The 14,775-nt window shown below is 66.3% G+C and carries 10 protein-coding genes; 8 read left to right on the top strand and 2 right to left on the bottom strand.

From position 1 onward, the window contains the following. Window positions 1-705 precede the first annotated feature (705 nt). From ABIC21_RS18100 to ABIC21_RS18110, 3 genes are all read left to right on the top strand, one after another. Window positions 706-1,392, top strand: coding sequence for a Maf family protein (locus tag ABIC21_RS18100; protein ID WP_354351766.1), 687 nt, complete (start codon window positions 706-708; stop codon window positions 1,390-1,392). A 124-nt stretch (window positions 1,393-1,516) separates the two neighbouring features. Continuing rightward, window positions 1,517-3,370: an acetyl/propionyl/methylcrotonyl-CoA carboxylase subunit alpha gene (locus ABIC21_RS18105; protein ID WP_502936024.1), complete on the top strand. Its 1,854-nt coding sequence runs from the start codon at window positions 1,517-1,519 to the stop codon at window positions 3,368-3,370. A 66-nt stretch (window positions 3,371-3,436) separates the two neighbouring features. Beyond that, window positions 3,437-4,168 (top strand): glutamine amidotransferase, encoded by a 732-nt coding sequence (locus ABIC21_RS18110; protein ID WP_354351767.1) that lies wholly within the window; start codon window positions 3,437-3,439, stop codon window positions 4,166-4,168. A 152-nt stretch (window positions 4,169-4,320) separates the two neighbouring features. Here the strand turns inward: ABIC21_RS18110 and ABIC21_RS18115 are convergent, their stop codons facing one another. After that, window positions 4,321-5,733, bottom strand: a complete 1,413-nt coding sequence (locus tag ABIC21_RS18115; RefSeq protein WP_354351768.1) for an MFS transporter — start codon at window positions 5,731-5,733, stop codon at window positions 4,321-4,323. A 287-nt stretch (window positions 5,734-6,020) separates the two neighbouring features. On the opposite strand from ABIC21_RS18115, the gene ABIC21_RS18120 reads away from it, so the two are divergent. The 3 genes from ABIC21_RS18120 to ABIC21_RS18130 are packed head-to-tail and all read left to right on the top strand — an operon-like array spanning window position 6,021 to window position 11,231. Continuing rightward, the gene (locus tag ABIC21_RS18120) at window positions 6,021-7,445 is read left to right on the top strand and encodes an MFS transporter (RefSeq protein WP_354351769.1); all 1,425 of its coding nucleotides are present in this window, start codon (window positions 6,021-6,023) and stop codon (window positions 7,443-7,445) included. 1 nt (window position 7,446) lies between these two features. Then, a complete protein-coding gene (locus ABIC21_RS18125; RefSeq protein WP_354351770.1) occupies window positions 7,447-9,678 on the top strand; it encodes a molybdopterin oxidoreductase family protein in 2,232 nt (743 codons plus the stop codon). Further along, on the top strand, window positions 9,675-11,231 hold the full coding sequence (locus ABIC21_RS18130) for an FAD-dependent oxidoreductase (RefSeq protein WP_354351771.1): 1,557 nt from the start codon (window positions 9,675-9,677) through the stop codon (window positions 11,229-11,231). The genes ABIC21_RS18125 and ABIC21_RS18130 overlap by 4 nt, the downstream gene beginning before the upstream one ends. Window positions 11,232-12,665: 1,434 nt before the next feature. Here the strand turns inward: ABIC21_RS18130 and ABIC21_RS18135 are convergent. Next, window positions 12,666-13,088, bottom strand: a complete 423-nt coding sequence (locus ABIC21_RS18135; RefSeq protein ID WP_354351772.1) for an HIRAN domain-containing protein — start codon at window positions 13,086-13,088, stop codon at window positions 12,666-12,668. Between the two features lie 185 nt (window positions 13,089-13,273). Here ABIC21_RS18135 and ABIC21_RS18140 point away from each other — a divergent pair, with 185 nt between their 5' ends. Both ABIC21_RS18140 and ABIC21_RS18145 read left to right on the top strand, forming a co-directional pair. Beyond that, window positions 13,274-13,999 carry a hypothetical protein gene (locus ABIC21_RS18140; protein ID WP_354351773.1) on the top strand — a complete coding sequence of 242 codons (726 nt, stop codon included), beginning with the start codon at window positions 13,274-13,276 and terminating at the stop codon, window positions 13,997-13,999. Window positions 14,000-14,123: 124 nt separating this feature from the next. Then, window positions 14,124-14,762 carry a hypothetical protein gene (locus ABIC21_RS18145; protein WP_354351774.1) on the top strand — a complete coding sequence of 213 codons (639 nt, stop codon included), beginning with the start codon at window positions 14,124-14,126 and terminating at the stop codon, window positions 14,760-14,762. Window positions 14,763-14,775: the final 13 nt, after the last annotated feature.

The following is a 14,775-nucleotide window of genomic DNA, read 5'->3' on the forward strand; positions in this document are numbered from 1 at the left end:
CAGCGGACTTCACATCTTCCATTTCCCGGAGCTGGCGGATCAGTCCGGCACTGTCCCGGGCGGGCCGGACAGCGGCGAGTGCCCGGGCCACGTCCGTGACCGCCACGCCTGCTGGATGGATTGCTCCAGCTGGCTGAAATGCGTCGGGCTCCTGCTTGCCGTCCATGCTCAAACTCTACTTATGAGCTCTGACATTAAACGGAGCCGCTCTGGACGGACCGGCGGCGCGCGAGAAGAGCCATCCGGCTGTTCGCGAAAACAGCAGTCCGGCTGACGGCAGGCAGTCGCACGCCACTGCTGCCGTTGCGGCCCCGCCCGTCGGATTACCGTCCATGGCTCAAGTGTCCCGGAGGGCTAAGACATTATTGACGGCCAACAGAAGGCGGTCAGCCGCTTCGGTAGCCATTGGGGAAGTCCCCATGCCGGACGCGTATGTCGGCGCACGGCAAAGGATTAGCGCCACCTCGAGACGGGTCCTGGCAACGGCCATCGCGGAGCTCAGCTCCTCCAACCGCCGCCACATTTCAATCAGCCCTGCGCTGCGCTCGGGCATCGGAACCTCCTCAAGCGCGCGGTCGCACATCGCTAGAACGCTGCGGAGTTTATCTGCCGGTCCTTGGTTCCCGTCCATGAACCAACTCTCCCAGCGACCGCCGACAAAAAAGGGGCACGCCGACGACCAGCCCCAGGAACTAGGCTGGAGCGGTGACCCGCCTTATTCTTGCCTCCCAGTCCCCCGCCCGCACCAAGCTGCTCACCGACGCCGGCATCCGGCACGAGATCCTCGTCTCCGATGTAGATGAGGACGCCGTCCAGGCCCGTTACGGCGTCACCGACCCGCACGACACCGCCCTGCTGCTGGCCCGCGCCAAGGCCGAGGCCGTCGCCTCCCTGCCCGAGGCCGACGGCGCGCTGGTGATCGGCTGCGATTCGGTCTTCGAGTTCGACGGCGAGGCCCACGGCAAGCCCTACACGGCCGAGGTCGCCAAAGAACGGATGCTCCGGATGAGCGGCAGCAAAGGCGTGCTGCACACCGGCCACTGGCTCGTCGACTGCCGGGACACCGAAGACACCGACGACACCGACGAATCCGGTACGGCCGGCTCCGGCGCAACCCTGGGACATGTCACGTCCGCCGAGGTCCACTTCATGGAGATGAGCGTTGCGGAAATCGACGCCTACATCGCCACCGGTGAGCCGCTGCAGTGCGCCGGATCCTTCACGATCGACGGCTACGGCGGGGCCTTCATCCGCAAGGTCGACGGCGACCCGCACGCCGTCGTCGGGCTGTCCATTTCCACCCTCCGCGGGCTGCTGGGCCAGGCGCAGGTGGGCATCACGGAACTGTGGACCACCGGCGCCGCGGATCCCGCACTGCTCCGGGCCGAGTGAGCTAATTCGCAGACATTTGTATGAACCCTACAAAGGTGGGGCGCTTTACCCGCGGAATCCGCAAGTAATATCGGCGGAACCCTCAAAACCGCGCTAGGCTCCCTGAAGGAAAGAAGGAGACGCCTTGTCAGCAAATTCGGAGCAGTCCGCAAATCCCGTGCAGCGATCAGCCAATGAAGGCACCGCCGCAGTCACCCATCCGCTGAGCAAGGTGCTGATCGCCAACCGCGGCGAAATTGCCGTGCGCATCATCCGCGCCGCACGCGATGAGGGCATCGCCTCCGTGGCGGTCTACGCGGATCCGGACCGCGACGCTTTGCACGTCAAGCTCGCTGACGAGGCCTACGCCCTGGGCGGCAACACCGCCGCCGAGTCCTACCTCGTGATGGACAAGCTGATTGAGGTGGCGCACCGCTCCGGTGCCGACGCCATCCACCCCGGCTATGGCTTCCTGGCCGAGAACGCCGAGTTCGCCGCCAAGGTGATCGACGCCGGCATCACCTGGATCGGGCCCTCCCCCGCCGCGATCTCCGCCCTGGGCGACAAGGTCCAGGCACGCCACATCGCCGAAAAGGTCGGCGCCCCGCAGGTTCCCGGCACCGCCGACCCGGTCGAATCCGCCGAGGAAATCCTCGAGTTCGTGGACAAGTTCGGCCTGCCGGTCGCCATCAAGGCAGCCTTCGGCGGCGGCGGCCGCGGCATCAAGGTGGCCCGCACCCGCGAGGAAATCCCCGAACTGTTCGAATCCGCCGTCCGTGAAGCCGTCGCCGCCTTCGGCCGCGGTGAGTGCTTCATCGAGCGCTTCTTGGATGCCCCGCGCCACGTCGAGACCCAGTGCCTCGCCGACGCCTACGGCAACGTTGTGGTGGTCTCCACCCGCGACTGCTCGCTGCAGCGCCGCAACCAGAAGCTCGTCGAGGAAGCGCCGGCCCCGTTCCTCACCGAGGAACAGAACCGCCGGCTCTACGAATCCTCCAAGGCCATCCTCAAGGAGGCCGGCTACCTCGGCGCCGGCACCTGCGAATTCCTGGTGGGCCAGGACGGCACCATCTCCTTCCTCGAGGTCAACACCCGCCTCCAGGTGGAGCACTGCGTGTCCGAGGAAGTCACCGGAATCGACCTCGTCCGCGAACAGTTCCGGCTGGCCCGCGGCGAGGAGCTCGGCTACGGGGACCCCGAGGTCCGCGGCCACTCGATCGAATTCCGCATTACCGGCGAGGACCCGGGCCGCAACTTCATGCCCGCCCCCGGCACCATCACCCTGCTCAAGAACCCGACCGGCCCCGGCGTCCGGATCGACTCCGGCGTGGAGCAGGGCGACGTCATCAGCGGCAACTTCGACTCGATGCTCTCCAAGCTGATCGTCACCGGGGCCACCCGCCCGCAGGCCCTGCAGCGCGCCCGCCGCGCCCTCGAGGAGATGGTGGTGGAGGGCATCCCCACCGTCATTCCGTTCGACCTCGCCGTCGTCACCAACCCCGATTTTGCCCCCGCCGAGGGCCCGTTCAAGGTCCACACCCGCTGGATCGAGACGGCCTTCGTCAACAACATCCCCGCCTGGACGCCGACCGGCACCGAGGCTGAAACGCCCGACGCCGGCGAACGCCAGCGCGTCGTCGTCGAGGTCGGCGGAAAGCGCCTTGAGGTCGTCCTCCCGGCGTCGCTGGGCACCGGAGGCGGCGCGGGCGCCGCGAAGCCGGCCAAGGCGAAGAAGCGGTCCCGCACCGGCGGCGCTGTGGCGGCCGCCAGCGGCAACGCCCTGACCTCACCGATGCAGGGCACCATCGTGAAGGTGGCTGTCGGCGAGGGTGACCTGGTTGCCGAGGGTGATCTTGTGGTGGTCCTGGAGGCCATGAAGATGGAGCAGCCGCTCACCGCGCACCGCGCCGGAATCGTGATCGGACTGTCCGCCTCGGCCGGCGAGACCGTCTCCGCCGGCGCCATTATCGCGCTGATCCAGGACGAGGCCGCCGAGTAGCGGCCTGACGGCGGAACGCGGGCGCGCCTCTGGCGCCCCCGTGTCCCGCCCATGCAGACTTGGTCTGTGAAGCCATTCCTGCTCCTCGCCTCCCGGGCCGAGGACGCCGCCGCCGAGGACGAATATGAAGCCTACCTGCGCTACGGCGGGCTCGAACCCTCGCAGCTGAGGCGCATCCGGATGGAAGCCGCTCCGCTGCCCAAGCTGGACCTCTCCGAGTACTCCGGGGTGATTGTGGGCGGGAGCCCCTTCACGTCCAGCGACCCGGACGAGCAAAAAAGCGATGTCCAGCACCGCGTGGAGCATGAACTCGCGGCGCTGCTTGACCGGATCGTCCCGGAGGACTTCCCCTTCCTCGGCGCCTGCTACGGGGTCGGCACGCTGGGCCGGCACCAGGGCGCCGTGATCGACCGGACCTACGGCGAAGGGCTGGGCGGCGTGGCCATCAAGCTGACGGAAGAGGGGCTGGTGGATCCCCTCCTGCGCGGGCTGCCGGAGAGCTTCACAGCCTTCACCGGGCACAAGGAAGCCTGCACCCTGCTCCCCTCCCACGCCGTGCTGCTGGCCAGCTCCGCCGCCTGCCCGGTGCACATGTTCCGGATCAAGACCAACCTGTACGCCACCCAGTTCCACCCCGAGCTCGATGCGCAGGGTCTGGTGACCAGGATCGACATCTACCGCCACGCCGGCTACTTCCCGCCCGAATCGGCCGAAATGCTGATGGAGGACGCCCGGCGGTTCACCGCCACGGAACCGATGAAGATCCTGCGGAACTTCGTGGAGCACTACGCGCGCTAAGGAGGACCTGCCGGGAGGCGTTCCGACGCTCCTGCCCGGTGACTTTCCCGGCCCCTCCCGCGGACATGGAAATGCCCGGTGTGTTCAGTGAACACACCGGGCATTTCCATCAGTAACCGGGCTGGAGCGTCAGCCCCGCCCGGGACCGGGCGTCAGGCGACGTTGTTGGTGTACTCCAGGTCGCGGGTTTCCTTGCTGACGAACAGGGCGATCAGCGTCAGCACCGCCATGGAGGCGAGGTAGACGCCGACCAGCGCGGGGCTGCCCTTGCCCATTTCCCAGAGCCAGACGGCGATGAACGGAGCCACGGCCGCACCGAGGATGCTGGAGAAGTTGTAGCTGATGGCGGAGCCGGTGTAGCGGACGTTCGTCGGGAACAGCTCCGGCAGCAGCGCACCCATGGGCCCGAAGGTCAGCCCCATCAGGGAGAAGCCGATGATCAGCAGGGCCATCGTGCCGACGAAACCGGCGCTGAACAGCGGGACAAAGAGCAGTCCGAAGGCGAAGATGCCCAGGGTCACGGCGATCAGCATCTTGCGGCGGCCGTACTTTTCGGCCAGCGGGCCGGAGACCAGGGTGAAGATACCGAAGAACACGACGCCGGCAATCAGCATCCAGAGGAAGTCGTTGCGGGTGTAGCCCAGGCCGGGGACGAACGCCGCGGCCGCGGCCTCGGTCATCGGCTTGCCGGCCTTCTCCGCTGCGGCTTTCGCGGCGTCCAGGCTGGAGGCGCGGGTGCCGTACGTCAGCGTGAACGTGGTCATCAGGTAGAACAGCACGTACGTGGCGAGCATGATGAACGTGCCCAGGATCAGCTGGCGCCAGCTGGACTTGAAGACCCGGGCCAGCGGCAGCTTGGCGACCTCATTGGACTCCAGGACCTTGGTGAAGGCCGGGGTCTCGATCAGCTTGAGGCGGACGTAGAGGCCGATGATGACCATCACGGCACTGAGCAGGAACGGCACACGCCAGCCCCATGCCATGAAGGCCTCCGGCGACAGTGCGTAGCTGAAGACCAGGAAGATCACGTTGGCGATGATGAAGCCAATCGGCGCACCCAGCTGCGGGAAGGTGCCGTAGATGGCGCGCTTGTTCGCCGGGGCGTTTTCGGTGGCCAGCAGGGCCGCGCCGCTCCATTCGCCGCCGAGGGCGAGGCCCTGGGCGAAGCGCATGACGACCAGCAAGGCCGGCGCCCAGAACTCCCAGCCCGGGACGAGCGCCGTCGGGAGGCAGCCGATGAGGAACGTGGCAATACCCATGGTCAGCAGGGACGCCACGAGGGTGCCCTTGCGGCCGAATTTGTCACCGAAGTGGCCGAAAATGATGGACCCGAGCGGACGGGCGATGAACGCAACGCCAAACACGGCGAAGGAGCTCAGCAGCTGGGTGGTCTCGTTCTGGCCGGGGAAGAACAGCCGGGGGAAAACGAGCACAGCGGCGGTGGCGTACACGTAGAAGTCGTAGAACTCAACGGTGGTGCCGACCAGGCTGGCGACGATCACGCGGCCGCGCGAGTTCACCGGCTGGGCGGACCCATGCTCCGTGGAGGTGGCAGTGGATGACATGTAGTAGCGCTTTCATGAGGACCGGACCGGGCCCGCTTGAGGGCGTCCGGAAGAGGATACGTATGCTTACATAATAGAATCCGGCGTCCAGTCAATGGACAAATGTTCCACTATTTGGACATCAAAAGTTGTCTCACGTGGTGGTCATCACACTATGCCCCACAGGGCCCCTCACACCGTCACAAACGCGCCGATAGGCAAACGTCACAGCACGTTAACAAACGGCGAGGGTCCCGGAAACGCGGCTTCCCTAACTTGGAAGGACAACATCCCCCAAGGAGGTCCCCGTGACTGCTGAACGCACTGCAGATGCCCCAGCCGGCATTTCCCCCACACTTAACGCCGGCACCGCCCTCGGCGGTCCCGCCCTTGAATACCGTCCCGGCCGCTGGATTGCCAGCTGGGACGCCGAGAACAAGGAGCAGTGGGAGTCCCAGGGACGCACCATTGCCCGGCGCAACCTGAACTGGTCCATCTTCGCCGAGTTCCTCGGCTTCGTCGTCTGGCAGCTCTGGTCGATCGTGGTCGTCCAGCTGCCCGCGGCCGGCTTCACCTTCACCACCTCGGAAATCTTCTGGCTCATCTCGATGCCCAGCCTGGTCGGCGCCACCCTGCGGATCCCCTACACCTTTATGGTCCCCCGCTTCGGCGGCCGCAACTGGACCATCGTCTCGGCCCTGCTGCTGCTGATCCCCTCGATCGGCCTGGCCCTGTGCGTCTCCAACCCGGACACCCCGTTCGGCACCATGCTGTTCGTGGCCGCCCTCGCCGGCTTCGGCGGCGGCAACTTCGCCAGCTCGATGGCCAACATCACCTTCTTCTACCCGGCCCGCGAGAAGGGCTGGGCGCTGGGACTGAACGCCGCCGGCGGAAACCTCGGCGCCGCCGTCGCACAGCTTGCCGTCCCGATCGCCATCACCCTGCTCGCCGCCGGCACCGTGAACCTGCCCATGGCCGGCTGGATGTGGGTCCCCTTCATCCTGATCGCCGCGTTCGGTGCCTGGAAGTACATGGACAACCTCACCAGCGCCAAGGGCGACGTCGCAGGCTCGCTCGCCGCGCTCAAGGAACCGCACCTGTGGATCATGGCGCTGCTGTACATCGGCACCTTCGGCTCCTTCATCGGCTTCGCCGGCGTGTTCCCCAAGCTCATCAAGGACTACTTCCCGGCGTTCTCCTCCATCGGAGTCGGCACTGTGGCCCTGTCCCTCGCCTTCCTGGGCCCGCTGGTCGGCTCGCTGGCCCGCCCATACGGCGGACGCATGGCCGACCGCATGGGCGGCGCCCGGATGACCGTCGCCGCCTTCGCCGCGATGGCCGTCATCACCCTGACCATGGTCTGGACCCTGCCGCTGAAGAACTTCTGGCTCTTCCTGGGCCTGTTCCTGCTGCTCTTCACCGCCAGCGGCTTCGGAAACGGTGCCACGTACCGGATGATCCCGATTATCTTCGCCACCTCCAGCCGGGCCGCCAAGTCGGGCGCCAGCTCCGTCACCACGCAGCGCCTCGCCTCCTCGGCCCTGGGCCTGATCTCGGCCATCGGCGCCTACGGCGGATTCGTCATCCCGCAGGTGCTCAACGCCTCCAACAGCGCCAGCGGCTCCTACACCCCCGCGTTCTACGGCTTCGTCGGGGCCTACGTCGTGATGCTGGCCGTGTGCTGGTTCTGCTACATCCGCAACGCCAACCGAAACGCGATGGGACACGTCTAACATGACCAACGGCGCCGACACGCACTGCCCCTACTGCGCTCTGCAGTGCGCCATGACGCTCACCACCCCAGCGGCGCTGACCCCGGCTTCCCAGCCGGGGTCAGTCCCCGTGCCGGAGCAGCCCGCCGCGGACACCGCCCTCCTGGACGTCACCGGACGGGACTTCCCCACCAACCGCGGCGGACTCTGCCGCAAGGGCTGGACCTCGGCGTCGCTGCTGAACCACCCCGGCCGTGTCACCGAACCACTGCTCAAGGGCGCCGACGGCGTCCACCGCCCCATCGGCTGGGACGAGGCGCTGGAACGCATCACCACCGCGGTGAAGTCCACCCGCGCCCGGTACGGGGCGGACGCCGTCGGAGTCTTCGGCGGTGGCGGGCTCACCAACGAGAAGGCATACCAGCTCGGCAAGTTCGCCCGGCTGGCCCTGGGCACCTCGCGGATCGACTACAACGGCCGGTTCTGCATGTCCTCCGCCGCCGCGGCCGGGATGCGCGCCTTCGGCCTGGACCGCGGGCTGCCCTTCCCGCTGGAGGACCTCGATTCCGCCAGCACCATCCTGATGCTCGGCTCCAACGTCGCCGAGACCATGCCCCCGTTTGTGCAGCACCTGCAGGGTGCCCGCGACGCCGGCGGCCTGATCGTGGTGGACCCCCGCCGCTCCGCCACCGCGGCATTCACGTCCGACGGCGGCGGCCTGCACCTGCAGCCGCTGCCCGGCACCGACCTCGCCCTGCTGCTGGGCCTCTCCCACGTCGTGATCCACGAGGGACTGGCCGACGCCGGCTATCTCGCCGCCCGCACAACCGGCTACGACGCCCTGGTCCGCAGCGTCGCCTCCTACTGGCCCGAACGCGTGCAGTCCCTCACCGGCGTCCCGGCCGGACTGATCCGCGACACTGCCCGCCGGCTCGCCGACGGCTCCCGCCGGGGCGGCAGCTACATCCTCACCGGCCGCGGCGTGGAACAACACGTCGACGGCACGGACACCGCCACCGCCGCCATCAACCTCTCCCTGCTGCTGGGCCTGCCCGGCTCCGCACGCAGCGGCTGCGGCACGCTCACCGGCCAGGGCAACGGCCAGGGCGGCCGCGAACACGGCCAGAAGGCGGACCAGCTCCCCGGCTACCGCAAGATCACCGACCCCGCCGCGCGCGCCCACATGGCCGCGGTCTGGGGCGTGCCGGAAAGCCTGATCCCGGGCCCCGGCCTCCCCGCCGTCCAGCTGCTGAAGTCCCTGGGACAGCCCGACGGCGTCCGCTGCCTCTTCGTGCACGGTGCCAACGTGGCCGTGTCCGCGCCGGACGCCAACGCCGTGATCGCCGGCCTGCGGAGCCTGGACTTCCTGGTGGTCTGCGACTTCTTCCTCTCCGAGACCGCCGCGGAGGCGGACCTGATTCTGCCGGTCACCCAGTGGGCCGAGGAGGAAGGCACCCTGACCAACCTCGAGGGCCGGGTGCTCCGCCGCCGCCGGGCCCTCGCTCCCCCGCCCGGGGTGCGCAGCGAGCTGTGGATCATGACCCGGCTGGCCGAGGCCCTGGACGCCCCCTCGACCTTCAGCGAAGACCCGGAGACCGTGTTCGAGGAACTCCGGCTCGCGTCCTCCGGCGGCCTGGCCGACTACTCCGGGATCGACTACGCCATGCTGGACCGCGGCGAGGCCGCCTACTGGCCGTACCCTGCCGGCAGCACGGGCACCCCGCGGCTGTTCCTGGACTCCTTTGCCCACGCGGACGGGCGGGCCGTGTTCACCGCGGTGACGCCCCGCCGTCGTGCGGCTGCTCCGGCGTCCGCCGACGCGAACTCAGCGGACCTGGCCGGCGCCGGTTATGCCGGAACGGCGATGACCCTGATCACCGGCCGGCTGATGGAGCACTACCAGTCCGGAGCGCAGACCCGGCGGGTGGCCGCGCTGGCCGATGCCCAGCCGGAAGCCCGGCTGCAGATCCACCCGGCGGCCGCCGCCGCGCAGGGCATCGCCGACGGCGACGTCGTCTCGATTTCCAACGGGCGCGGCGTGGTGTCCTGCCGCGCCGCGCTGAGCACGGACATCCGGCCCGAAACGGTGTTCCTGCCGTTCCACTTCCCGGAACTGGAGAGCGCCAACCGCCTCACGGAGGCCGCCACGGATCCGATCTCCGGGATGCCGGAGTTCAAGTTCAGCCACGTCTGGGTCCGGCCCGGCGCTGCCAATCTCCGCGCCAATGAACTGCAGAAGGAAGGTGCGTCATGACTGAGCGCATTGTTGTTGTGGGCTTCGGGCCGGTGGCCGCGCGGCTGGTCGACGAGCTGCTGCCGGCGGTCCGCAGCGGGCTCGTGCACCTGACAGTGATCGGCGAGGAGGCAGAGGCCGCTTACAACCGCGTGCTCGTGGCGGACCTCGGCGTCGGCCGGACCACGGCGCCGGCCCTGGCGCTCTCCGACGCCGCCGCGCTGATTGCCGACGGCGTCGACGTCCGGCTGGGCGTCCGCGTCCGCCGTGTGGACCGCGCGCGGCAGCAGCTGCTCCTCAGCGACGGCACCTCCCCCGGTTACGACCGGCTGGTCTTCGCCACGGGCTCCCGCCCGGTGATCCCCAACCTCACCGGGCTCAACCCGGACCCGGCCGCCCCCGTGCTGCCGGCCGGCGTGACCGCCCTCCGGGACCTGCGCGACGCAGCGGTGCTGCAGGCGGCGGTGGCCGGCGGCAAGCGCGTGGTGGTCCTCGGCGGCGGAGTGCTGGGCCTGGAGACGGCCCTCGCCGCGGCCGAGGAAGGTGCCACAGTGACCGTGGTGCACAACGGCCCGCATCCGCTGGGCCGCAACATCGACCGCGGCGGCGGCGCGGTGCTCGCCGCTTCGCTGCGGAACTGCGGCGTGCGGGTGGCCGGCAACGCCCGCTCCACCGGTGTGGAGCACAACGCGCCCGACGGCGGCTTCTCGGCGCTGCTGCTCGACGACGGTTCCGCGATCGACGGCGACCTGCTGGTGCTCTCCTGCGGGGTCCGTCCGCGGACCGAACTCGCGGAAGGCTGCGGGCTCTCCACCGGCGCCGGGATCCTGGTGGACCACAAGCTCCGGGCGCACCACGAGCCGCACATTTTCGCGATCGGCGACTGCGCCGAAGTCCGCTGCCCCGAACCTGACTGCGCTGAGTGCCGGACGGCGCGCGGCCCGTCCGGACTGGTGGGCCCGGGCTGGCGGCAGGCCGAATGGCTGGCCGAGTACCTGACGCTGCTGGCTTCCGGGGCTCCGGACGCTGAGTTGCTTCCGGCGCTCCCGACGGAACTGCCGGGCGTGGTGGTACTCAAGGCGCGCGGCCTGAACATGGCCGTGGCCGGGGACAACGCCGCCGAACCGTGGGACGAGGACGCTTTGACGGCCGGTGCCGTGAATGGCCGGGCCCGGCTGCAGATCGCCCAGTGGGCCGATCCCGAGCACGGCCGCTATGTGAAAATGACCACCCGGGCCGGGGTGCTCGAGGGCCTGGTGGCCGTGGGCATGCCCCGCACCGCGGCCGAGCTGGTGCAGCTCTTCGAGCGCGGCGCCGAACTCCCGGCGGACCGGTCACTGCTGCTGCGCCTCGACGGCCCGGACCAGGCCGCCGCAGCCGGCGCCGCCGACCCGGAGGCCACCGTGTGCCGGTGCGCGGGGGTCAGCGGGACCAAGATCGCCGCCGCGGTGACCGACGGCTGCGGAACGGTGGCCGAAGTTTCAGGCGCCACCCGCGCCGGGACAGGCTGCGGCGGCTGCCATGACGACATCAAGGGACTCATCGAAAAACACTTTCAGGGGGCCGTAGCGTAACGGCTGGGCTGCACTGAAAACGGGACATGCCCAAGGGATCCTCCGGCCGAGGGACTGGCCCAGCCCAACCGCACGGCGTAGCCAGTCCGAGAAACCCCGCAATTAAAGCGAGATTTCTGGTTTCTATCCGAATTTGTCCAAAACCTGGCTCAACAGGGCCACCAGTGCCGGGCCGGAGATCGCCAGAAGTAATGCGATCAGAACGGCTGAGATAAGTGTGATGATCACCCACACCTTCACGATGCCCTCTTCTCCCGGCCCATGCACAGGCCGTGCCTCGCATCTTCGTCTACCGTGCTTTGGTTTTCCTTGGGCTCAGGCGGTAAGCACTAAGAATGCCTGCAAGAGGTAAGTCCGAACATTACTCAGACACAGTTCAAAGCGGCCGCCGCAGCGGGCGCGGGAACTGCCCCGTTGCCCGGACGACAGGGGACGTCTACTTCGTCTGCGAGCGTTGCCAGCGTGCTTTTGAGGCGTTGGACGCGGCCATGACCAGAACGCAGAATCCCCCGCCAGTCGTGGTGACTGGCGGGGGTAACTCTGTGCTTGGTGGTTAGCGGACGACGAACATCCTGCTGAACCGATAGCTAACCTGGTTCCCCAATGTGCCCTTGACGCGGACAACGATAAATGGGAACGGGACATTCAACCAATTCCTTACAATTTCAGGAAAAGGTATTGGTAATCAAGGCAACGAATACATTTTCACTTACACCGAAAATACCCGGTCAACGACTGCTAACTTTACCGCTGACAGGGGGTTTCACGTAGTCAGCAAAGGATCCGCGCCCAATTACTGGCTGAAGACTCGTTTCACTGACCAGGGAGTCGATTTCGGCAAGGCCGAATGCAGAGGCTAGTCGCCTTCGATAGTTGTTAGTAGACATTTTGGCGGCAATGCCGCCCACCTCGACTATCCAAAGACAACGAGGAACACAAAAGGTACACCGTGCCCTGGCCCTCAATGTAAGCCTGCATATTACGATAGGCGTCGTGATGCCTAATCGCATCGATGTTCGCCAGCCCGGACATCTCTCAGACACAACGAGCGAAGGCGGAAACTTGCGCCCGAAGTTACGGTAAGAGGGTGGATCTGCAAAAAAGCCTAATTACCCTCTTGTATCGCGCGGGAGGGGTCCTCCCTATCGTTGGGTTATTTCGTCTCCTCACCGAGGTGCGCCTCCCTGCCAAGCAGTTCGAGCATCGGCAAAAGCACATGGCATTTCTGAGGGCTAAACGGGCAAGGTTGGTGGCTGCCACGGAGCCACGATCCCCTCGCTACACGGAAGCAGAGGCCGAAAGCTGGCACCGGGCTGAACTGAAAAAATCCGACCCTTGGGGCTCTCCCTACGACCAAAGTGATGCTTTCCTGGGCTTTGACAGTTACACGGCAAATAGCTTCGGTACCTATACAAAGCTTAAGGGAGACCTTTCCTACGTCGGCGGCGGCATCGTATGTGCGACGGCGGCAAGTATCTGGTCACTTTGGTAGCCACTCAGATCCAGTGCCTTCCTTAGCGCTGCTGGAGCAGGTAGGTCGAGCCATAGCCGGGATCCATCTACGCGACAGAAGACCTGCAGGGATTCCAGCCCGTCCAAGATCGGTGCAAGTGTCCGGGCTTGCGCCTCCGAAAGATACCCGACTTTCCGAAAGTCTTCCCGAATCACGGCAACAGCGTTTGGATCCGCGTTGTTGCGCCTGTCCCTGACCAGGAACGCGAGATGCATGTCGAGTGCACTCCGTTCACGCTCGCTTAGGTAATAGCCCTGTCCGACGCAGCGGCGCGGCGTCGTACTAAGCTCCGGGAAAAACGCAGGCTTCCCATAGTTCACCTTTTGACGCTTGATCGTCTTCATGACGCAGAGCCTAACGCCGAATGTCAAAGGCTCTTAATTGGAAGCTCCCGCGCTCGCTTATCCGGCAGGCAGAATCTCCTTCAAGCAGTGCAAGATGGCCACGATCTGTCGGGAGGGCGACCGTTGGGACGAGCAGATTTCGTGTCGAGTCGTTGATGCACCCATACTTCTAATACATTCAAGGAATGTATCCATTGGATGGCAGTTCTCCCGACGACTTTTCTGGAGTCGATTTCGCGACGTACGTTTGCGCTGCTCAGATCTACGACGAGCGAAAAGTTGAGGATCAAGTCGCCAAAGTCGTTGAGGACTTCTTTGAGACGCGGGGGCTGCCGACTCGTCGCTGTGCTGTAGGGGGTTTAGGTGCGGCTGTGGGTGGCCCTTGGATGGACGTCTACCTGTGGGTTAAGGAGAATTGGGAGTCCATGCAGACGATCACCTCTGCGGCCATAGGCTTCGCCATCGGGGCTACCACCAAGTGGAAGAGCTTCAGGAAGCAACTCGACAACAAAGTGCTTGACAGGCATATGCCTTCGATTGTTCTCGAAATCGGCGCGCGTACCAAGGGCACGGACTTGAGTTCAACTGGAGAAAGCTCGCGGTCCTTGAACAGCCTCCTAAGGCTGGTGCCCGCACTTGATGAAGCCTTACGCAATCAGCTGCCAAGCCAGAAATTTTCCATTCGTATTCTTAATCTTTCTAAGAAAGATGCACCGCGACTCGCACTCTTCAAAGTTGAACGAATAACGGACGCGGATATTGCCCGGGTTCTGCGCTACTTCAAAAAGATAGAACAAGATCCCGACAGTTGCGCGGTCTTGCTTCATCGACAATTCGGCTTTATCACGCGCCTGCGACGTGCTCACGGCGCACCGGAGTACATGAGCCTCATCATGGGGTCTAATCCCTGATAGCCCGGAGTTGAGGACGACCAAGAGAACTCCGCCCAACGCGAAGCGGGTCTTTCTCCCCTTGGCCGGCCCGCACCGCAGGCGTGTACTGAACCTAGGTTTGTTCATCCGCAGGAGGCACCCCATGGACGTCCCCATCATTCTGGCCCTTGGGGCGATCGTTGTGGTCGCCGTCGTACTGGGTATTGTCTTTGTGCGGGAGAAGGACCCGCAGCGGCGGGCCACGGCGCTGCAGCGCACCGGGGCGGCTATCATGGCTGCGTTCACCGTCCTTGCCGCCATCTTCATCGGCGGCTACGCCATGCAGGATCCCGGCGGCAATGCCGGACTGCTGATCACCCTCGCCTGGGTGCTGCCGATGCTTATCCTCGCCGTCGGAGCCTGGTTCTGGCCTGCCCCGACCGCTCCCCTGCTGCTCGCCCTCGCGTCCGCCTTCATCGCAGCGTGTGTCTGGCTCGCCTTCGACCCCGCCGCCCTGCGCGAATTCATCAGCGAAAACGGACCGGTGATAGCCGTCAGCGTCGTAGCCCTGTCATTCCCGGCCGCCGTGCTCGGCCTGAAACGGACCGCGCTGGCCGGCTGGCTGCTTGTGGCCCTGGGCGTGCTGCCGCTCCTGATCACGATCATCGGAAGGTCAGGCCCCATCGCATCGCTCACGGCGGCCAGCGTGGTCCCCCTGATCTGTGGGGTCGTCTATCTCGTGTCCGTGCGGATGGCGAGTGGCAGCCAGGCGTCGGGCACTGCGCGGGCGGCTGCGGCCTGAATTGGCCCGCGCG

Origin of the sequence: Pseudarthrobacter sp. PvP090 (assembly GCF_040547365.1) — a bacterium.
In the GTDB taxonomy this organism is placed as follows: Bacteria; Actinomycetota; Actinomycetes; order Actinomycetales; family Micrococcaceae; genus Arthrobacter.

Coding starts and splice junctions, on each gene's coding strand:
- ABIC21_RS18145 (WP_354351774.1), top strand. CDS start 14,124: ATGGACGTCCCCATCATTCTGGCCCTTGGGGCGATCGTTGTGGTCGCC.
- ABIC21_RS18140 (WP_354351773.1), top strand. CDS start 13,274: ATGTATCCATTGGATGGCAGTTCTCCCGACGACTTTTCTGGAGTCGAT.
- ABIC21_RS18125 (WP_354351770.1), top strand. CDS start 7,447: ATGACCAACGGCGCCGACACGCACTGCCCCTACTGCGCTCTGCAGTGC.
- ABIC21_RS18115 (WP_354351768.1), bottom strand. CDS start 5,733: ATGTCATCCACTGCCACCTCCACGGAGCATGGGTCCGCCCAGCCGGTG.
- ABIC21_RS18130 (WP_354351771.1), top strand. CDS start 9,675: ATGACTGAGCGCATTGTTGTTGTGGGCTTCGGGCCGGTGGCCGCGCGG.
- ABIC21_RS18135 (WP_354351772.1), bottom strand. CDS start 13,088: ATGAAGACGATCAAGCGTCAAAAGGTGAACTATGGGAAGCCTGCGTTT.